The organism is Streptococcus constellatus subsp. constellatus, from assembly GCF_023167545.1.
Taxonomy (GTDB): Bacteria; Bacillota; Bacilli; order Lactobacillales; family Streptococcaceae; genus Streptococcus; species Streptococcus constellatus.
Genome location: NZ_AP014647.1, coordinates 107,176 through 127,491, shown reverse-complemented (window position 1 = coordinate 127,491; position 20,316 = coordinate 107,176). Strand labels below are relative to the sequence as shown.

Annotated in this window: 15 protein-coding genes and 1 tRNA gene; 2 read left to right on the top strand and 14 right to left on the bottom strand. The window is 37.9% G+C overall.

Annotated features, from left to right (window positions below):
* Nucleotides 1–58: 58 nt before the first annotated feature.
* A tRNA-Cys gene (locus SCSC_RS00665) sits at nt 59–129 on the top strand.
* Nucleotides 130–403: 274 nt separating this feature from the next.
* Here the strand turns inward: SCSC_RS00665 and SCSC_RS00660 are convergent.
* The 5 genes from SCSC_RS00660 to pbp2a form a co-directional block, all read right to left on the bottom strand.
* Entirely contained in the window at nt 404–1,189 is a 786-nt protein-coding gene (locus SCSC_RS00660) for a hypothetical protein (protein ID WP_003071095.1), read from the bottom strand.
* Nucleotides 1,190–1,396: 207 nt separating this feature from the next.
* Nucleotides 1,397–1,933 carry a transcription termination/antitermination protein NusG gene (gene nusG / locus SCSC_RS00655; protein WP_003071098.1) on the bottom strand — a complete coding sequence of 179 codons (537 nt, stop codon included), beginning with the start codon at nt 1,931–1,933 and terminating at the stop codon, nt 1,397–1,399.
* A 144-nt stretch (nt 1,934–2,077) separates the two neighbouring features.
* Nucleotides 2,078–2,254 carry a preprotein translocase subunit SecE gene (secE, locus tag SCSC_RS00650; RefSeq protein ID WP_003071100.1) on the bottom strand — a complete coding sequence of 59 codons (177 nt, stop codon included), beginning with the start codon at nt 2,252–2,254 and terminating at the stop codon, nt 2,078–2,080.
* A gap of 9 nt (nt 2,255–2,263) precedes the next feature.
* Nucleotides 2,264–2,416 (bottom strand): 50S ribosomal protein L33, encoded by a 153-nt coding sequence (gene rpmG, locus SCSC_RS00645; RefSeq protein WP_020997544.1) that lies wholly within the window; start codon nt 2,414–2,416, stop codon nt 2,264–2,266.
* A gap of 49 nt (nt 2,417–2,465) precedes the next feature.
* Complete coding sequence (gene pbp2a, locus SCSC_RS00640; protein WP_006269711.1) at nt 2,466–4,685, bottom strand: penicillin-binding protein PBP2A; 2,220 nt, start codon at nt 4,683–4,685, stop codon at nt 2,466–2,468.
* 137 nt (nt 4,686–4,822) lie between these two features.
* Between pbp2a and SCSC_RS00635 the strand changes: the two genes are divergently transcribed.
* A complete protein-coding gene (locus SCSC_RS00635) occupies nt 4,823–5,692 on the top strand; it encodes an RluA family pseudouridine synthase (RefSeq protein ID WP_006269714.1) in 870 nt (289 codons plus the stop codon).
* A 40-nt stretch (nt 5,693–5,732) separates the two neighbouring features.
* Here SCSC_RS00635 and SCSC_RS00630 read toward each other — a convergent pair whose 3' ends face one another.
* From SCSC_RS00630 to SCSC_RS00590, 9 genes are all read right to left on the bottom strand, one after another.
* Nucleotides 5,733–5,942, bottom strand: a complete 210-nt coding sequence (locus tag SCSC_RS00630; protein ID WP_006269702.1) for a heavy-metal-associated domain-containing protein — start codon at nt 5,940–5,942, stop codon at nt 5,733–5,735.
* Between the two features lie 14 nt (nt 5,943–5,956).
* Nucleotides 5,957–8,209, bottom strand: coding sequence for a heavy metal translocating P-type ATPase (locus tag SCSC_RS00625; RefSeq protein ID WP_006269726.1), 2,253 nt, complete (start codon nt 8,207–8,209; stop codon nt 5,957–5,959).
* Nucleotides 8,210–8,212: 3 nt separating this feature from the next.
* Nucleotides 8,213–8,680, bottom strand: a complete 468-nt coding sequence (locus SCSC_RS00620; RefSeq protein WP_006269709.1) for a CopY/TcrY family copper transport repressor — start codon at nt 8,678–8,680, stop codon at nt 8,213–8,215.
* 179 nt (nt 8,681–8,859) lie between these two features.
* Nucleotides 8,860–10,362 (bottom strand): zinc ABC transporter substrate-binding protein AdcA, encoded by a 1,503-nt coding sequence (locus SCSC_RS00615; protein ID WP_006269706.1) that lies wholly within the window; start codon nt 10,360–10,362, stop codon nt 8,860–8,862.
* A gap of 9 nt (nt 10,363–10,371) precedes the next feature.
* Nucleotides 10,372–11,178, bottom strand: coding sequence for a metal ABC transporter permease (locus SCSC_RS00610; RefSeq protein WP_006269729.1), 807 nt, complete (start codon nt 11,176–11,178; stop codon nt 10,372–10,374).
* Complete coding sequence (locus SCSC_RS00605) at nt 11,171–11,875, bottom strand: metal ABC transporter ATP-binding protein (protein ID WP_006269725.1); 705 nt, start codon at nt 11,873–11,875, stop codon at nt 11,171–11,173. The genes SCSC_RS00610 and SCSC_RS00605 overlap by 8 nt, the downstream gene beginning before the upstream one ends.
* A complete protein-coding gene (locus SCSC_RS00600) occupies nt 11,872–12,315 on the bottom strand; it encodes a zinc-dependent MarR family transcriptional regulator (protein WP_006269708.1) in 444 nt (147 codons plus the stop codon). Before SCSC_RS00600 ends, SCSC_RS00605 begins: the two co-directional genes overlap by 4 nt.
* Before the next feature lie 111 nt (nt 12,316–12,426).
* Nucleotides 12,427–13,842, bottom strand: coding sequence for a hypothetical protein (locus tag SCSC_RS00595; RefSeq protein ID WP_006269698.1), 1,416 nt, complete (start codon nt 13,840–13,842; stop codon nt 12,427–12,429).
* A 190-nt stretch (nt 13,843–14,032) separates the two neighbouring features.
* Entirely contained in the window at nt 14,033–20,278 is a 6,246-nt protein-coding gene (locus tag SCSC_RS00590; RefSeq protein WP_172459560.1) for a Spy0128 family protein, read from the bottom strand.
* Nucleotides 20,279–20,316: the final 38 nt, after the last annotated feature.

The following is a 20,316-nucleotide window of genomic DNA, read 5'->3' as shown; positions in this document are numbered from 1 at the left end:
GAAACAAATCTACACTCTTGACGAAAATGATTTTTTACGATAAAATAGTAAAAGTTGTGGCGGTATAGCCAAGTGGTAAGGCACGGCTCTGCAAAAGCTTGATCGTCGGTTCAAATCCGTCTACCGCCTTTCAATACCTGACCTGTCAGGAATCAACCGAACAAAAAGCCTGTGAAATCAGGCTTTTTGTTTTACTTTGAAACTAATCTGGGAATAAATTTGAGGCTATCTATTTGGTAACACTTTATTTTGTTTATACATAAAAAGCGGACATCGCTGACCGCTTCTATTTTATTCACGTAATTCTGTACGGATTGCTTACTGTAATAGCTGACTACAGTTCATTTTATTCCCTTTTTCTATCTCTACAAAGCAACTTATATGTAAAAATTATACTCTCAATCTACAATACCCATTCTAATAAAGTTGCAAGGTCATATTTGTATGCACTCATTCTATCATAGATTTGTTTTTGCCATTCTTTATCAAGAGTTCCATCACTATTGACAAAAAAGTTAGCATCCATGTAACGAATAATCATAAATTCAGAAGTCTTTTGATCAAAACCGTTTCCACGACTGAAATCTATTCCCTTCCCTGTATTTTTAGTAACAATCGCTTCAAATAAAGGTAAAGTAATTTCATTACAAGGAACCTTCATATCAGGCATATCCCAAAATGTCTTTTTATCACTTTTGTACAGTGCAAGATTTGAAATCGTACCATTTGTTACACATTGTACTCTACGAATATCTTCAATACTAATTTTATGCTTTGAGCCATAAATGATACCACTGGCAATACGGATTTCTTTTTCTTTCATGCTAAAAGCCAGTGTTATATCAAGATCCCTTAGGTTATTTGGGAAATCTTTTGTAAGTTTACTTGCTGCAAAAGCCAGTAGGATTGCTTTCGTTTCTAAAATGTTATGGCCATTATTGTAAATGGTGGTATCTGTATCAAATTCAGCCATATTCTTTCCATTCTTATCTCGAAAAATGAGATTATAACTTGAATTAGAGTTACAATAACGAAGTGACAAGATAGTAGAAACTTTATCAAATGAAATATTCAGATTTTTCTTTTCACTTTTTGCATCTAGATAAGAAAAACCATCATTTCTAACAATGACCGTACTTCCATTTTTACGGTTCAATTTGACTTCTTGATTTTCAAAAATAGTCTTCATAACTTCTCCTTAAAGATGATTTTTTTGTTCTATCAATCCTTATTATAACATTTTCAAAGAATTATGTATTCGTTTTCAACAACTAGAAATCTATCATTATCAAGAGCATAAGCTCTTAGCGAGAATATCAAAACTTGTAAGTAAGCTAAAATAGCATATAAAAAGAGCTGGAAATTTTTCCCAACCCTTTTTATGTTTTTCAAGGAATTATAGCTCTGCAATTTGATTCAGATTTACTTCTGCAACCGTGTCATTGCCAAACATAGAGATAATCATTTTAACTTTGTTGTTGTCAATTTCGGTGATTTTACCTGTATAATCTGCAAAAGCTCCATCAATGATACGCACAGTATCGCCAACTTTCACATGAATATCGAATTCTTGAACGGTTTGTCCCATTGAAATCAAAATTTGACGGATTTCTTCTTCCAAAAGCGGAGTTGGTTTAGAGCGATTTCCGTGTGAACCGACAAAACCGGTTACGTTTGGTGTATTCCGTACGACAAACCACGCTTCATCTGTCATCACCATTTCTACCAAGACATAACCTGGAAAACGATTTTCTTCAACTTCTTTCGTTTTTCCATTTTTCTCTACTTGTACCGTTTGTGTTGGGATTTCCACGCGCAAAATGTTTTCCAACATATTGTAGGTTTGCGCACGTTGCAAAAGATTTTCTTTTACTTTATTTTCATAACCCGAGTAGGTTTGCAGAACAAACCAGCCTTTATCAAAACTGTCCATGAGTTCTTCCTTTCCTAAATAAAAAAGCCTGTGGGCTTCGGTTTCTTTCTAGCCCTATTATACCACAAAAATAGCCAATGCAACCTTTTAACTGCTATTTTTTACAATAAAAACCTACTTGACAAATAGCAAGCAGGTTAAAAATTAAAAGATATTTAACAATCGTACTAAACCTCTTGTAACAAAGAGATCGAAAAGATAAATAATAACAACAAAGAAAGCGGTGTATTCCATGACTGAGATAAAATCTATCCAGCTTTGCTTTCTAGTTGGCCAAGTTGTATCTTTTAACACTTGAAATGTATCTCTGATGAATTTCACAACTTTCTCCTATCTAGTTTCTTTATGAATTGTATATTTACTGCAATGTTTACAATACTTATTTACTTCCAGACGTTTTGGTTTTGGCGTACTACTCAATTTAATTGAATAGTTTCTCGATCCACAAACCGTGCACGCCAGACTTGCTCTTTTTAGTGCCATAACGCCTCCATTCTATTTATTATATCAGGAAAGCCCGTTTTTGACAAGTCTATTGGAACCAACTCTTGACTGTATCCCAAAGATTTTTCGCTTTTTCAGGAATTTTAGCATCATCAATTGCTTTTTTAGCTTGGTCAACCAAGTTCTTAGCTTTATCCTGCACATCTTTCAAGACATCTGAACGATTGTCACTTTGATTCGTAGTGTTATTTGTACCACTCGTATCAACCGGTGCAATACCATTTTTTGCATAGGCATTTTCATCACCGAACTTCGTACCCTTTGTATACGGTAGGATACTATTTGCCACACTTCGGAAAATAGCTGAAGCTTCATTGGCACTGGTGCCTGTAAGATAATGATTTTCATCTGTCTTTGGGAAACCCAGCCACTGACTAATCACCACATCTGGCGTGTAACCAATAACCCATTGGTCTCCTGATAAATCTGGATTAAAGTTAGTTTCTGTCGTTCCCGTCTTTCCAGCCATAGTATAGCCATAAGGTGCTGCATACACACCAGTACCATTGGTAAATGTTCCCAGCATCATACTCGTCATTTTTTCTGTTGTTGAGCGGTTGAGTACTCGAGTCGAGGTAGATTTATGAGTTTTAACGACTTGCCCACTAGCATTTTCAATTTTGGTAATCAAATGCGCATCATTCATAACCCCATTATTTGCAAAAGTAGAATAGGCTTGTGCCATTTGCAGTGGATTAGTTGTTACGCCACTACCAAGAGCTACCCCAAGGGTCTGACTCACTTTATCCATATTCAGGCCAAATTTTTTACCATATTCAAAAACCTTTTTCAGCCCCAATTCATTGGCAGCCGCAACTGCGGGAATATTTAAGGATTGTGCTAAAGCCTGATACATTGGTACAGTCGGACTGGATTGAATCCCAGCATAGTTATTCACGGTATAATTTCCATACGTTGTTGTACTATTATCCAATTCTTTATTGATAGACCAACCTGCATCAACTGCGGGGCTGTACACAACCAAGGGCTTAATGGTAGAGCCCGGACTTCTTGAAGATTGTGTGGCATAGTTGAAACTTCTAAAATTGGCACTGGTACTATTGATTTGCCCAACAAGCGCACGAACTCCTCCCGTTTTAGGGTCTAGTGCTACGCTGCCAGATTGGGCCCTCGTACCATCTGCTGCTTGTGGAAATAAATCTTTACGGTCATAAATGACTTGCATGCTAGCTTGGTAATTTTGATTGAGCTCTGTGTAAATGCGATAGCCGTTATTGACAATATCAGCTTCTGTTAAGCCATAATCTCGCACTGCTTCATTGATAACCGCATCAAAGTAAGACGGATAACGATAATCTGCCGATTTTCCTGTATAAGCATCTACCAATTGACTACCTAAACCATTTGCTGCTGCTTGGTTTGCAGTATTTTGATTGATATAACCTGCTGCTACCATATTTTGTAAAACGGTATTGCGTCGATTCGTTGCGTTTTTGATAGAAGCAAGCGGATTATATAGTTCCGGTCCTTTGAGCATTCCTGCTAAAGTAGCAGATTGGTCGAGGGTCAACTGACTGGCAGATACGCCGAAGTACTTTTTAGAGGCATCTTCTACACCCCAAACACCATTTCCAAAATAAGAATTATTGAGGTACATAGTGAGAATCTGCTTTTTACTATATTTTTTAGTTAATTCTAAAGCTAGGAAAAACTCTTTTGCCTTCCGCTCAATGGTCTGATCCTGAGATAAGTAAGCATTTTTAGCTAATTGTTGTGTAATGGTAGAACCACCACCAGAACGCCCAGCCGTTAAAATTGCTAGAATAAAACGACCGTAGTTAATACCACTATTTTTATAAAAGGAACGGTCTTCTGTCGCAATGACGGCATGTTGTAAGTTCGGACTAATTTTGGACAATTCTACGTAAGTTCCCTTTTGCCCTGACAAGCTGCCCGCTTTTTTTCCGTCCTTATCATAAATTGATGTCGTTGCTTTCAACGCATTCTGTAAATCATTCACATTAGTGGATTTGGCAACATAAAAGAGATAGCCCCCTGTCACCAAACCAAAACCAAGTCCCAGAATCAAAACAATCTTCGTCAGGTGATAGCGACGCCAAAATTGACGAAATGGATGCTGAGAAATTGGCTTTTTTCGGCTTTTCCCAGAACGGCTCAAATGTGATTCGCTTTCTTCTACCTCTGTCACCTCTTGATGGTTGCACTCAGGACTGTCCTTTTTAAAATGATTCACTACTATTTCAAATAATTCACTCAATTTTTTCATATCCCTATTCTATCACCTTCTCCATATCCAGACAAGAAAGGACCTCTCATTAGGCTTGTAGTTTAGAAAACTTTAAGAAATTGTTCAAGAGTTAGCTGACTATTTGCAATCATCTACTATTTTGTTACAATAAAATCATGCATTTTACAATTACGATTCCACAAGGTCTGCCAGAGATGACAGTCAAAGAACTGCTGGAAGAACAGTTTCTGATTCCACGGAAGATTCGCCATTTTTTGCGTATCAAAAAACATGTCTTCGTCAATCAAAAACCGATTAACTGGCAGAGCATTATCCACCCACATGATAAAATTACATTGATTTTTGACGAAGAAGATTATCCGAAAAAGTTCATTCTAGTAGGAAAAGCTGATCTTGTGGAAGAATTATATCAAGATGAACACATCATCATTGTCAATAAACCTGAAGGTATGAAAACACATGCCAATGAACCGACAGAGCTGGCGCTTTTAAATCATGTCTCTGCTTATGTTGGAAGTACGTGCTATGTCGTTCATCGCTTGGACAAGGAAACTAGTGGGGCTGTCCTTTTTGCTAAAAATCCATTTATCCTGCCAATCTTAAATCGATTGCTAGAAAACAAAGAAATTTCTCGCGAATATTGGGCTTTGGTACAAGGAACTTTCCCAAAAAAACATCAAATCTATACGGATAAAATCGGACGCAATCGTCATGATCGCAGAAAACGTCTGGTGGATCACAAGAACGGTCAATACGCTGAAACACAGGTCACCAAGCTCAAAGAGATTGGAAACAATACCCTCATCAAGTGCCAGCTTAAAACTGGACGAACTCATCAAATTCGGGTACATCTAGCTCACCACGGATATCCTATCATTGGTGATCCACTGTACAATTCGCAAAATACAGAGCGTCTCATGCTCCATGCTCATCGCTTAACGTTCACACATCCTTTTACACTTGAAAAACTAAGTATTGAAGCCTTTTCCGAAAGTTTTGAAGAGGGATTAAAGAAAGAAAACTAAAAACGGACAGGCGTCAGTATATTTGCCTATCCGTTTTTAATTATGCAACATCAACAACTTTATAAATTGTTTTAGTAAGTGCTGCTTGGTAGTCTTCTGCGCTGTAAATGTGATCCGTGGTTACAGTAGCAACCTTTGTATCTAAATCAATTTGAACATCCGATACACCTTCCATTTTCAGAAAGTGCTCAGTGACGTGTTTTACGCAATTTTGACAAGATATATTTTCTAAAGTGATGATTTGTTTCATGATGAATTCTCCTTTTATGATTTTATTTTAAAGCGCCGCAAACGTAGCGCATTGGTGACGACAGAAACCGAGCTAAAGCTCATGGCAAGACCAGCTAACATAGGATTAAGCAGCGGACCGCCAAATACATGCAAGAGTCCCATTGCGACCGGTATTCCTAGAGTATTGTAGGCAAAGGCCCAGAAAAGATTTTCTTTGATATTTTTAATCGTGGCTTGACTAAGTCGAATGGCTGTCACCACGTCTAAAAGGTCGCTATGCATCAAGACAATGTCGGCTGAATCAATAGCCACATCGGTTCCAGAACCAATGGCAATCCCAACTTCGGCCTGTACAAGAGCAGGTGCATCATTAATCCCATCACCTACCATAGCAACTTTCTTTCCTTGAGTTTGCAAAGTTCTTACGACATCTGCTTTGCCGTCTGGAAATACTTCTGCAATCACTTGATCGACACCAGCTTCTCTTGCAATGGCTTGAGCTGTTTCCTCACGATCCCCTGTCAACATCACCACTTCTAAGCCCATTTTTTGCAATTTTGCAATAGCTTCACGACTATTTTTTTTGATTTGGTCAGCGACTGCTACCAGCCCAACCAATTGCCTATCCAAAGCGACAAACATAGCTGTCTTTCCTTGATGTGATAAGAAAATCAAATCAGAAATATGTTCTCCAAGCTCAATTTGGTATTGTCTCATCAGACTTTCATTCCCAATCAACACTTCTTGCGCTTCTACTTGGGCTATAATTCCTTTACCTGAAATCGCTTGAAAATCTGTTACCGGCGCCAAAGATAAGTCTTCTGCTTGAGCTGCTTGCAAAACGGCAATTGCTAGCAGATGCTCTGAATGTTGCTCACTACTTGCTACCAAACTAAGTAAAGCCTCTCGCGAAATAGTGCTAAAAGTCAGTACATCAGTCAAACTGGGCTTTCCTTCTGTAATCGTACCTGTTTTATCTAGAACAATAACATCTACCAAATGAGCCGCTTCAAGAGCTTCCCCAGACTTAATCAAGACACCATTTTCAGCTCCTTTTCCCGTACCTACCATAATAGCCATCGGAGTAGCTAAGCCAAGCGCACAAGGACAAGCAATGACCAACACCGCAATAAAGATAGAAAGTGAGAATTGCAAACTCTCTCCCGCCAGAAAGTACCACAACAGAGCTGCTAAAACTGCCAAGCCTAAGACAAGTGGCACAAAGTAAAGCGAGATTTTATCTGCCATAGCCGCAATAGGCGCTTTTGACCCTTGCGCTTCCTCTACCAAATGAACAATCTGAGCTAAAGTCGTGTCTGAACTGACTTTGGTTGCTTTATAATCAATAGAACCCGTTTGATTTATAGTGGCACTCGTAATCACATCTCCGGCATTTTTTTCAACAGGAACACTTTCACCTGTCATCATAGACTCATCTACATAGGTTTGTCCAGATATAACCACACCGTCAACCGGCATGCGTTCTCCCGGCTTAATTCGCACAATGTCTCCCACCTTGATGTCTTCCGTATCAATTGTTACGACTTCGCCATAACGGATCACAGTTGCCTGATTGGGTACTAAGCTCATCAAACTTTGAATCGCTTGTGAGGTTCGTCCTTTGGCATTGTCTTCCAGATATTTCCCCAGTAAAACAAGAGTGATAATCACACCAACTGATTCAAAATACAATTGGTGTACAAAAGTATGATGCCCAAATAACACTTGAACGACCGAGTACAAACTATAAAGAAAGGCTGCACTCGTTCCTACAGCAATCAAACTATCCATATTCGGATGCCGTTTCGCCAAATTCCGAAAGCCACGCACATAAAAGCCCCAGCCTACCCAAATAGCCGGTAAAGTAAGGAAAAGCTGCGCCGATACAAAAGCAATGGGATGCACCGTGTGATCCAAAAAGGAAGGAAACGGCAAACCAATCATGCTCCCCATTGAAATATAAAGAAGTGGCACAGTTGCTCCTGCCGCAAACCAAATCTGACTCGCCATTTGGCGTACTTTTTCTTTCTTTTCTGCGACCTGTTTTGCATAATCAGACTGCTTTTGTTCTCCTTTTTCTGCCGCTTGGTAGCCAGCTTCTTTCACAGCCTCTAAGACTTGCTCACTTGCAAATCCTTCTTTGGGAAGAACTGTCAATTTTTCCGTAGCCAAGTTCACAGTAGCGTCTTCTACCGTTGAAAGTTCCTTGACTACCATTTCAATAGTCATCGCGCAGGCTGCACAAGTCATTCCAGACAATTTATACTCTTTTTTATCATTTTCCATTTCTTACTCCGCCATTTTGGATTTATTCATTTCATCTTGACAATGCACGCCGCAAGTACATTGACCCAGCGGACAATTGCATTGAACTCTTTTAGGTGCTTGTACCTGCTTTTCTTTTACAACATCTAGGATACGAGACAAATCCGTTTGACTAAATTGATTACTTTCTAGTATAGAAACCACTAAATCGCCATACTTGGTGTTACACATATTGTCAAGCAAGGTACGCCAACTATTTTCCAAGTGCTCATCTTCTAAAATCAATGCATCATAGTAAAATTTCCCTTCAATCTTTTCCATTGAAATAAACTCTTTGGTTTTCAGGCGATTCAGCAAGGTTTTAACAGTAGCTGGTTTCCAATCAAAATCAGCTTCTAAACGTTCCACCACTTCGGTACTCCGGCTATGAGGATACGCCCAGAGCACGCGCATAACTTGCCATTCTGCCCTACTGATATTTTGTTGCTCCATTCTCTCATCTCTCTTATGATTACAATTGTAATTTTTGATTCCTTTATAGTTTACATCTGTAACCGGAAATTGTCAAGCAAAAAATCGAGAAGATTGCTCAACTCGATTTTCATTATTTTGCATAAAAACAATCCTAACTTTGACTAATTTCTGAACGTTTTTACGCTCTTACATCTTCATCAATGTGCCAGCATTTCTTGGGCAATTTCTTGTCCGCTCAGCTTAGTTGGGTAGTAAGTTGGCCAATTTTCTAATTCGTTGAAAAGTGCTTCTTGGCTTTCACCACCATAGAAGATATGGAAGTGTGCTGCTTTCGTTGGTGCAATATTATGGTCGCTGAATTGCACATATTTATATTTTCCAGCATCTTTATCCGTTGTTTCAAACATGAAACGCACACCACGATTGCCTTTAGAATAAGTCAATGTATGCTTACCAACGTATTTGTAAGTAAATTTTTTCTTTTGTCCGTTGACTACAAATTCCATAGTCTTATCTGTGATATTGATATGAGACACATCTGTCTTATAGCCTTTTTCATAATACGCTTTGTACTCAGCAGCTGTCATCTTACCGCTTAATTTTGCTTTGTAATCAAAGACTTGGTCTAAAGTTCCATCTTGCAAATATGGATAAACGGATTGCCATTGACCTGCATAGTCAGACAACGTACGGTCTTTGACAGCACTATCTTCAAAGTAGCCATTTTGTACAGTCTTTGTATTTTTTTCTTTTTCAGCAGAAATTTCAGTACCAGCTTGATCTGTCGTCTTTTTCAAAGCTTTCAGGTTTGATTGCATGATGGAAATGTAGTCTGCTCCATCTTTTGTTTGCTTTTCAGTCAAACTTTCAAGCGGATTAAGGACATCTAACTTCACACCTGTTTCTTTTGCCAATGTAGAAGCCAATGCTTGAGAAGCATTTTCTTCAAAATAGATATACTTAATATTGTTTTTCTTAATATATTTTGTCAATTCAGCCAAACGCGCTGCTGAAGGCTCACTATCTGGTGAAAGACCTGAAATAGGAACTTGTTTCAAACCATAATCCAATGCAAGATATCGAAAAGCAGCATGTTGCGTCACAAAACTTTTTTGTTTTGCATTTGCTAAACCAGTTGTATATTCTTTATCCAGAGTTTCTAATTTCTTAATGTAAGCTGCTGCGTTCTTTTGGAAAGTCGCTTTCTTATCGGGATAGCGTTTACTTAAGCTGTCACGAATATTTTCCACCATTTTAATAGCACGTTTTGGTGATAACCATACATGAGGATCGTATTCATGATGATGTCCTTCTTTACCATGATCATGATCTCCTTCCTCTTCTGTACCAGGCAGTAGCAACATCTTCCCAGTCGCCTTCACCACATTCACTTTACCTTTTTTCAAGGTTTTAAGCAATTTTGGCACCCAAGTTTCCATGTTTTCATTTTCATAAACGAAAGTATCTGCATCTTGAATCGTTGCAACCGCCTTAGCAGAAGGTTCATATTCATGTGGTTCTGTCCCTGCACCGATTAGCAATTTAACATTAGCAGTATCACCTGTCACTTGCTTAGTAAACTCATAAACTGGATAAAATGTTGTCACAACATTTAGCTTCCCATTTGCGCTTTTTTGATTGGAACAAGCCACTAAAAAGAGACTTAGTAAGCTTGCTACTAATAGACCAATTTTCTTCATTTTTCACTCCTATTTGATAAATTTTTTTAATAGATTCACTAGTAAAAATACACCAACAAAAATAATCGTAATACTTGCACTGGCTGGCGTTTCAGCATAGTAAGAAATATACAATCCAGCAATCATACCTACAAATCCGATAAAATTAGCTAATAGAATAACAGATTTGAAATTTTTCCCAAGCCGTAAAGCAATACTTGCCGGCAACACCATAATGGTCGATACCAACAGCGCACCTGCCGCTGGAATCATGAGAGCAATGGCAACACCTGTCACGATATTAAATAGAATAGACATAGTACGCACAGGTAGACCGTCCACAAAGGCTGTATCTTCATCAAAGGTCAAAATATACATTGGCCGAATGAAGAGAAAAGTCAACACAAGTACAATCGCCGCAATAACAAACAGCGAAATCACCTGCTCCGTACTAATCGTAACAATAGAGCCAAACAAATATTGGTCTAAGCTCATGGAACTGGAGCTTTTGCCCCTGCTCATCACAATCAAAGCAATAGCAAGTCCTGTCGACATTAAAATGGCTGTTCCGATTTCCATAAAATCTTTGTAGATAGTGCGCAGATACTCTAGAAAAACTGCCGCAATCATCACGATAATGACTGTTGAAATTGTAGGTGAAATACCCAATACCAAGCCAAATGCAACTCCTGAAAGCGACACATGACTAAGTGTATCACTCATCAAACTTTGACGACGTAGAATTAAAAACGTTCCTAAAATAGGTGAGAACAAACTCATAGCAATCACAGCCAGAAAAGCCCGTTGCATAAAATCATAAGTTAGTAAATTAAACATGGCTCACCTCCTTGTCACTCTCATGAACGTTGAAGCAGCGCCATGGCGAATCTTGATTTCGCACTAAATGGATATTGCGGTCTGCATATTTTCGGACTTCCTCTGGATCATGTGTAATCATCAGGACAGCCTTGCCATGCCGATGAGCACTATGGTGCATCAAATTATAAAATTCATCCTTGCTGCCTGCATCCATCCCTGTTGTTGGCTCATCCAAGACAAAAATATCCGGATCTGAAGCAAACATTCGTGCAATCACTGCCCGCTGCTTTTGCCCACCTGACAGCGAGCCAATCCGTTTATCACGATTTTCCCACATACCAACTGCATCTAAACTGACTTTAATATGCTCCTCATCATGAGCATTTAAACGACGAAACCAACCTTTTCGTGGATAACGACCCGATTTTACAAATTCGTAGACAGTACTTGGAAAGCCTGCATTAAAGCTAGCAATTTGCTGCGGCAAATAAGCAATCCGCAACTTTTTACCAGTCGTATTTGTCTTAGAAATAGTGATCTTGCCAAATCGAGGCTGTAAAATTCCGAGACTAGCTTTAATCAAGGTCGTCTTTGCAGCACCATTTTCTCCCGTCAAGGTTACAAACTCGCCACTATCTAAAAAGTAGTTAATATGCTCCAACACAGGCTCTTTGTCATAATAAAAAGACAAATCTTCAACTGTGATATACCTCATCTTCCGATTTCTCCTACTAAGGTTTCTAAGAATTTTTGAATGATGACTTGCTCATCAGAACTATACTGATTGGCAATTTTTTCGTAGATTTCTATCGTATGGTGATGATGGTGTTGATGTTCAGCTGCAACAGGCTTCGCCAATTCTGTCAAACGATAAAAAATGACGCGCGCATCTTTCACATCTTTAAATGGCTCCAACAACTCTTGCTTAATCAACGACTTAATGGCTTTTGTAACCGCTGCCTGACTGACATTCAAACGTTTCGCCAACTCTGAATTTGTCAAAGATTCCTCAGACAACAACATCAAAATATGCTCTTGAGTATTAGTCAATGGCATGCCACTCGTGCAAGATCCAATCAAAATCTCATGTTGATTCTCAGATTTTAAAATGATTTCATTTAAAAAACGATCAATTTCATGTGCTAACCGACTCATTTTACTCCCTTTCTGATTAACCAGTTAATTCTTTACTAGTTAAGTATATCATAAAGAAAATAAGAGTCAAGTGAAAATTTCAGTGTCTTTTTCATCAGAAAGGCTCGAGTATTACCTCAAGCCTTTATATAGCTTCTTTCGCGTTCGCTTTTGCCATGAAAATGGCTCCAACTCTTCCTTTGGTCGTTCCCATTTTTCATATCCTGTTCCTTCTAAACTTGTAATTGAATCCTTGGACAAATTTTTAATATAATCTTTCGTTCCATCTCGAATAAACTCCTGCGATGTTTCTCCATTCAAGCGTAACAAATTTGTATGTGGCTGCCAAATGAAAGAATACGTGACTCCTGTTTCTACCGAATGATACCGCAAATAGTGAACATTCTTCTTACTCACCCAGCTGTCTACCAACAAAAACAATTGCTGCCGATAGAGCAATTTTTGACCTTTAGAAAATATTTTTAAAGATGGAGTTGAATAATAAATCGTTTGACTTTCCGTTTTTCGAATGAGTAGGTAACTTCCTATCGGAGAATCGCTTGAATCCGTCGGAAAAATATAAAGAAAGAAAATGGGTAAAAGGAAAAATAAAGCTGGATACAAAATAAAAATAGATAGTAGCTGCCACATTGCACAGCGAAAACTCCCTCTAGATAAAAATCCTATAATACGAGATAGGTTTATGGAAGTCACCGCTAGCAGAACCAAAGCAAACCGTGTCCTTAAAGACAACCACAAACTTATCATCCACATTCCAAAAGAGTGAACAAGTTTCATCGCCTGTGAATCTAGCAATCTCTTTTTCTGATATAAACCATACTGTCTCAAATGATCTCCATAGTTGTGATTGCCTATATAAATAACTAACCATGCCAAAAACTTTTCTAAAGCTAGGACTGTTCCATAATAAAAAGAAAAAATCTTCAACCCATCTGGAACACTCTCTAAAAAATAAAAATAGAAGCCAACGAGAAATTGAATAATAAAGATAAGAGAGCCCACAATTGTCATTATATTGCTGATAAAGTAAAATCGAAAACACCTTTTATCTACATAATGTGCCACAACAATATATAAATACACTACAAATAAAGCAAATAATAACTGAAAATAAGGAATCCGATAAATCAATGTGTAATATAGATTAGATACCGTATTGACGACTTCGTTCGTGTCATCTTGCGCTAGATAAACCATGATACGAGTAATAATCAGCGGAAAAGTGAAGTAAACACTATAGCGATACAGAAAATCGTGCTTGTGCAGATGCTTCCCGTCCTCACCTCTAGCTTGATAATAACGCGTTCGGTTTAAAAAGAGATAAACAGGCAAGGCAACATAAAACAAACTTTTCATGCAGCAACGTATGAAAACACTTGTTTTAGGACAAGCAGAATACTTATATACCAGATGCAAGTCCGTATCTTGAATCTCACGAAACAAGTTTTGATCCACCAATAGAGAATAAACGATATACAAATAGTAATAAGAACTAATCGTTATCCAAAACAGATCTTCTTGATCCATATAGACACCTCCTAAAATGCTGTATTTTGAGATAATTATAGTTATACATCTTTTTGAAGCATTTATCTATATTCTTTTTTCTCTTTTTGAGCTCAAAAAAAGGAGACCTAATGAGACTCTACATGTTTCATGAGGATTCTCACTAGATTTCCAATTTTAGACTTATATTTTTCCTACAAGCTTAATTCTATCAAGATTTTTTCTTAATAAGATAAACTGCACCAGCCAAAACAATGAGTCCAATGAAAATAGCTAACGTATGAATGACAGTACCTGTCTTAGGTAAGCCCTTCTTCGGTGGAGTATAGCGATTTTCAAATGTCTTGATGTTCTTGTCGTAACTTACTTTAGCGTGCAACTGACCATTGCCATCGTCTGTTACTTCAACTGTAACTTTAATGACTTTCTTATCATAAGTGATTCCTTGAAGTTTTGTATCTTTTTCAGTGATGGTGTAATGATAAGTGCCAGTTTTTGTGTACTCAATGGTGTCGAAAGTGACACTACCGTCTTGAGCATTCTTCTTGCTTTGAGTAACTTTATCATCTGAGCCCTTCAATTCAAACTCAAACTCGCCATCTTTCAAAGCACGACCTGTCAAGGCTTTCTTAACAGAGAGTTGTGCGTTTGTTTTTGCAGCGGAATAAGTGTTCTTGAAGGTCTGATCATCTTTTTCATAAGAAACTTTTGTCACTAAGCGGCCTTGACCATCGTCTGTAACAGTGACAGTCGCTTTGATCACTTTGGTGTCATATTTCACACCACCGAGTTTCGTATCTTTTTCGGTGATGGTGTAGTGATAAGTACCCACCTTAGTATACTCAATGGTATCGAAAGTGACGCTACCATCTTGTGCATTTGTCTTCGTTTGGCGAACTTGATCGTCTGTACCAGTCAGTTCAAATTCAAATTCCCCTTCTTTGAGGTTACGACCTTCTAATAGCTTCTTAGCAGAAAGAGTTGCAGTGGCTTTATCTGCTGAATAAGTATTCGTGAAGGTGTTTTGGTTGTTTTCATAAGCAACTGTTGCATGTAGTTGACCTTTACCATCATCCGTGACAGTGACTGTTGCTTTAATTACTTTGGTGTCATATTTCACACCGCCTAAAGCACCAGCTTGTTCTTTAATGGTATAAGTATAGGTTCCAGTTGTTTTGAATGCCAACTCTTTAAATGAAATCTTACCATCTTTAGCGTTCTTAACGGTTTCAACCACTTTACCGTTTGGATCAATCAAGTCAAAGGCAAATTCATTCGCTTCTAGGTCGCGACCAGTTAGCACTTTGTTCGCTTCTAATGTCGCAGTTGTTTCCTTAGCAAGGTAAGTATTGCGGAAGGTTGGATTAGCTGTATCATAAGATACTTGGGCAACTAACTGACCATTGCCATCATCAGTAACTTTGACAGTCGCTTTGATTTCTTTCTTATCATAGGTCACACCACCTAAGCCATTGTCTTTCTCTTTGATGGTGTAATGATAAGTGCCAACTTTTGTATAGTCAATCGCATCAAAAGTAACACGACCGTCTGCTGCATTTTTCTTCGTTTGACGAATGTTGTCATCAGATCCGACTAATTCAAATTCAAACTCTTGGTCGTTTAATGCACGACCTGTCAGTTCTTTAGTCACGCCTAGTTGTGCACTAACCTTTTGACTAGAGTATGTATTGTTGAAGGTTTGGTCATTGTTTTCATAGGTTACTTTTGAAACAAGCTGACCTTTACCATTATCGGTGACTTCAACTGTTACCTTGATGGTCTTGGTGTCGTAAGTCACACCACCCAATCCTGTGTTTTTCTCTGTAATGGTGTACTTGTGAGTACCAACGGTTTGATACTTGATTGCATCAAATTGAACCTTACCATCTTTATCATTCTTCTTGGTTTGAAGAACGTCTGCCTTGCCGTCTTCTTTCAGTTCAAAACTAAACTCGCCATCCTTCAAAGCACGTCCGGTTAATTTCTTCGTGACAGAGAAAGTAGCATCGGTACCTTTGGCAGTATATTTATTTGTAAAGCTTTGTTTAGAAATTTGATTCTTACCGCTCTCGTCAAGACCGAGGTAGACGATATTGTAAATCAACTGTCCATCCTCTTCCTGTTGAACACGAATGGTAACCTTAATTGGTTGTTTATCGTAGCCAACACCTGGAACCTTACCAGCTTTCTCTTTGATAAGGTAGTTGTAAAGACCAGTCTTGGTGAACTTAAGAGCTTTGAAAGGAATCGTACCATCTGCTTTATTTTTAACTGTTTGAAGTAGCTTGTTTTGTCCATCGTATAATTCAAACTCAAACTCGTCATCTTGTAGATTTCGACCCGTTAAGGCTTTTGTCACCTGCAGTGGCACTGTGATTTCTTTTGGTGTGAACGTATTCTTAAAGGTCTTTTTACCACCGTCATAAGTCACGGAAGCACTTAGCTTCCCTTTACCATCATCCGTTACTTTAACTGTGACTTTGACTTTGCTCGAGTCATAAGTAACTCCTGTCAGACCATTATTTTTTTCTGTAATGGTGTAGTGGTACTCACCTGCCTTGTCGTAGTTAATAGCTTGGAACTGAACTTTTCCTTTGGCATCATTTTTAGCCGTTTGAAGAACATCTGGCTTACCATCTTCCTTCAACTCAAACTCAAACTCTTGCGCTTTCAGTTTGCGACCCGTTAACTCCTTGGTTACATCGAAGGTTGCAGAAGTAGCTTGAGTGGTGTAGGTGTTGTTGAAGGTAGTGTCGTTTTTTTCATAGACAATTTCAGAATGTAGTTTTCCTTTGCCGTCATCTGTAATTTTGACAGTAGCTTTTACTTCTTTCGGATCATAAGTGATGCCACCTAGACCATTGTTTTTTTCTTTAATAGTGTAATGGTATTCACCTACTTTAGTATATTCAATCCGATCGAACTGGACTTTCCCATCTGCAGTGTTTTTCTTCGTTTGGTGAATATGATCTTCCTTACCAGTCAACTCAAACTCAAACTCGTCTTTTTGTAGCTGACGGCCTGTCAGAATTTTATTTACCTCTAATCGGGCAAACGTTTTTCCTGGAGTGTATTGGTTGATAAAGGTTGGATCCTTCGTCTCCTCACCAGCTTTCGAATAAGCGATCTTTGTAACTTCAAGTTTTCCTCCCTTATCTTCGACAGTTACAGTTGCCGAGATAAGATTCGGTTCATATTCAACTCCTGGAACATCACCAGCTTTTTCACTAATGGTATAATGATAGATTCCTGCTTTAGTATATTTAAGCTCTTTGAATTGAACCTTACCATCAGCCGTATTTTTTACAGTTTCTAAAATCTTTTTATTTCGTTGTAGATCTTTGAGTTCAAATTCAAATTCACCTTCTTGAAGAGGACGACCTGTTAAAACCTTTTTCACTTCTAACTTAGCAGATGTTTTAACTGGAGTATAGCGATTATTGAAAGTTGGTTTTTTAATTTCTTCTCCATCTGTCATATAAGTCACTTTGCTAACTTCAAGTTTACCGGATTTCTCCTTGACTTCTACTGTTACCGTGATAAATTTTTGGTCATAGGTAACTCCTGGTGCAGAACCTTTGTTCTCTCGGATAAAATATTCATAAGTTCCTGCTTTAGTATATTCCAATGATTTGAAATTGACCTCACCATTGGCGTTATTTTTAACAGTTTGCAAGATTTTACCAACAGTTGGACTAACTTCAGTATTATCAACCAAATCAAACTCAAACTCTTGCGCTTTCAGTTTGCGACCAGTCAATACTTTCTTAACGGAGAGTTGTATATTTGTTTTAGTAGCTGAGTATGTGTTCTTGAAAGTTTGATCATTATTTTCATAGAAAATTTCAGAATTCAGTTTCCCTTTGCCGTCATCTGTAACTTTGACAGTAACTTTTATTTCTTTCGAATCATAAGTGATGCCACCTAGACCATTGTTTTTTTCTTTAATAGTGTAATGGTATTCACCTACTTTAGTATATTCAATCCGATCGAACTGGACTTTCCCATCTGCAGTGTTTTTCTTCGTTTGGTGAATATGATCTTCCTTACCAGTCAACTCAAACTCAAACTCGTCTTTTTGTAGCTGACGACCTGTCAGAACTTTGTTCACTTCTAATCGAGCGAAAGTCTTTCCTGGAGTGTATTGGTTGATAAAGGTTGGAGCCTTCGTCTCCTCACCAGCTTTCGAATAAGTGACCTTTGTAACTTCAAGTTTTCCTCCCTTATCTTCGACAGTTACAGTTGCCGAGATAAGATTCGGTTCATATTCAACTCCTGGAACATCACCAGCCTTTTCACTAATGGTATAATGATAGGTTCCTGCTTTAGTATATTCAAGCTCTTTGAATTGAACCTTACCATCAGCCGCATTTTTTACAGTTTGGAGAACTTGCCCATTTTCTTTTAAGTCAAACTCAAATTCATTTTTTTGAAGTTTGCGACCAATTAATTTCTTAGTTACAGAAAGTTTTGTGCTTGTCTTCTCTGGAAGGTAATAGTTTGTGAACTTATTCTTTTCTTCTCTACCACCTTGGCCATCAATACCTTCATACTTGACAGTTGACACTAACTTACCAGACGCATCTCTTGAAATAACCACTGTCACATAGATATCGTTCGGATCATAATTAATCCCTTTTTCAGGGTTTACTTTGCGTTTTTCAGAAATAATGTACTTATGCGTACCTTCTTCAGTATAGTTAATTGGATCAAATGTTACTTTACCGTTGACATCATTTGTTTTTGTTTGAATTGGATTTTGGTCTCCCTCTTTCTTCAATTCAAATTCAAATTCTCTATCTTTAAGTTTCCGACCAATTAATTCTTTCTCAATTTGTAATTGTGTAAATACTTTTTCAATTTTTTTATTGACGATATCTTTTGTTATGGATTTAGTTGTTCCAAAGTCTTCTGGTTTAACCTTAATTTCTTTGCCTGTTAACTGATAACCATCTGGCGCTTTGATTTCTTTAATAGTATAATTATCTTTCAGCAAATTAGGAATCGTGACTTTTCCTGTACTATCCGTAGTGAAGTCTCCTACAACAGCACCATTCCGATCACGTGTTACTCTAAAGACTGCTCCTGCCAAAGATGCTCCAGAGGTTTCATCTTTTTTATGCAAGGTTATAGAATAAACATAGCCTTCTGCACTTCCGCCCGCCTCTAGATACATGTTTGGGCGAATCGTTTCTACAATTTTAGTTTGACTTGACCAAAGAGTCGCAGTATTTTTAATAATTTCACCATTTTGTAATTTATAGTTTGGCTTCGCATTATAGATAACATGGTAGCCTTCACCAGCTTTTATATTACCTAACCTGATAGAAAATGATGAATCAGATAGAAACTCTACTGTAAATTGACTTGTAACATCAGTTCTGTTTTGCAAAACCCAACGATTGTCTTTAATAACCCATTTCCCTTTGTAAATTTTAAAACTATTTCTAATATAGGAAATTTTCGGTGTTGTTAAAATATCTGTTACTTTTGCATCACGGATTGCTTTCCCTGACGAATTCACGACAAGATCATAGGTGATGGTACTGTCCGATTGAAAATTACCCGATTTTATCAAATTATCTTGTGATGGCGGATTTGGACCTCCAAATTCTGGTTCTCCCACCTTAATCACTTTTCGATTAACTGCAATTTCGATTGGAACTTTTTTCTTTTCCTTTACGATATGATGATTAATATAAGTATAAAAATAAAAGCTACCCTTGATATCTGATTTGTCTTCAACATATTTTGTATAGGTCAACTTTAACGTTCGATTCTCTGCATCAACAGCTGCACGAGCCACAACATTACCGTTTTTATCTACAATATCAAAATCAGAAGATTTTTCAAGAACAAGTTCCTTTGGAAGAGTTATTGTTGTATAGTCACCCTCTTGAACTTCATTATTAGGTAAGGTAAATGTTCCATTTATTTTAAACCGCTCCCATTGTTGCAACGGTTTGTTTAATGGTTTCCCGTCTTTATCTGTAATACTAAATTTCGTAATCGCGTCTATTTCTTTTGCTGCCCTTTTTGTTTTAGGAGCTGCTTGGGTATCTTTAGTATCTTTAGCAGCAGGTGGAGCTCCTGGCTGAGTCTCACTCTTTTCCTCTACCTTACTAGCTTTTTGTGAAGATGTATCTTCTTTTACTTGGCTAGCATCAGAGCTTTCTTCTTTTGAGGTGCTTGGCTTATTTTCCTGCTCATTTGAATTAGCTTCCGCTTTATTCTCAGTAGCAGGCTGCTGCCCCTGACTAGAACTAGTATCTGCTGCCTTTTGCGTTGACTCAGTAGGAGACGTTGGCTGTTCAGTCGTTCCTGTTTTCGGAGATGACTGAGTTGTCACTGTAGAAGATTGATTCGACAATGTCTGAGCAACAGCACTAGCTGGTGATAAGATTGTTGAAGCCAGCAATAATGCAACCCCAACAAGATTCATCGCTTTTTTAATCATGACGATTTCCTTTCTATGGTTTTTCAGGACTTTGTACA

Excerpts from the sequence above, each read along its gene's own strand:
- SCSC_RS00600 (WP_006269708.1), bottom strand. The coding sequence starts at position 12,315 with ATGAGTCGGTTAGCACATGAAATTGATCGTTTTTTAAATGAAATCATT.
- SCSC_RS00605 (WP_006269725.1), bottom strand. The coding sequence starts at position 11,875 with ATGAGGTATATCACAGTTGAAGATTTGTCTTTTTATTATGACAAAGAG.
- SCSC_RS00615 (WP_006269706.1), bottom strand. The coding sequence starts at position 10,362 with ATGAAGAAAATTGGTCTATTAGTAGCAAGCTTACTAAGTCTCTTTTTA.
- SCSC_RS00595 (WP_006269698.1), bottom strand. The coding sequence starts at position 13,842 with ATGGATCAAGAAGATCTGTTTTGGATAACGATTAGTTCTTATTACTAT.
- rpmG (WP_020997544.1), bottom strand. The coding sequence starts at position 2,416 with ATGGCACTAAAAAGAGCAAGTCTGGCGTGCACGGTTTGTGGATCGAGA.
- SCSC_RS00630 (WP_006269702.1), bottom strand. The coding sequence starts at position 5,942 with ATGAAACAAATCATCACTTTAGAAAATATATCTTGTCAAAATTGCGTA.
- SCSC_RS00610 (WP_006269729.1), bottom strand. The coding sequence starts at position 11,178 with ATGTTTAATTTACTAACTTATGATTTTATGCAACGGGCTTTTCTGGCT.
- nusG (WP_003071098.1), bottom strand. The coding sequence starts at position 1,933 with ATGGACAGTTTTGATAAAGGCTGGTTTGTTCTGCAAACCTACTCGGGT.
- SCSC_RS00625 (WP_006269726.1), bottom strand. The coding sequence starts at position 8,209 with ATGGAAAATGATAAAAAAGAGTATAAATTGTCTGGAATGACTTGTGCA.
- SCSC_RS00660 (WP_003071095.1), bottom strand. The coding sequence starts at position 1,189 with ATGAAGACTATTTTTGAAAATCAAGAAGTCAAATTGAACCGTAAAAAT.
- pbp2a (WP_006269711.1), bottom strand. The coding sequence starts at position 4,685 with ATGAAAAAATTGAGTGAATTATTTGAAATAGTAGTGAATCATTTTAAA.
- SCSC_RS00620 (WP_006269709.1), bottom strand. The coding sequence starts at position 8,680 with ATGGAGCAACAAAATATCAGTAGGGCAGAATGGCAAGTTATGCGCGTG.
- SCSC_RS00590 (WP_172459560.1), bottom strand. The coding sequence starts at position 20,278 with ATGATTAAAAAAGCGATGAATCTTGTTGGGGTTGCATTATTGCTGGCT.
- SCSC_RS00635 (WP_006269714.1), top strand. The coding sequence starts at position 4,823 with ATGCATTTTACAATTACGATTCCACAAGGTCTGCCAGAGATGACAGTC.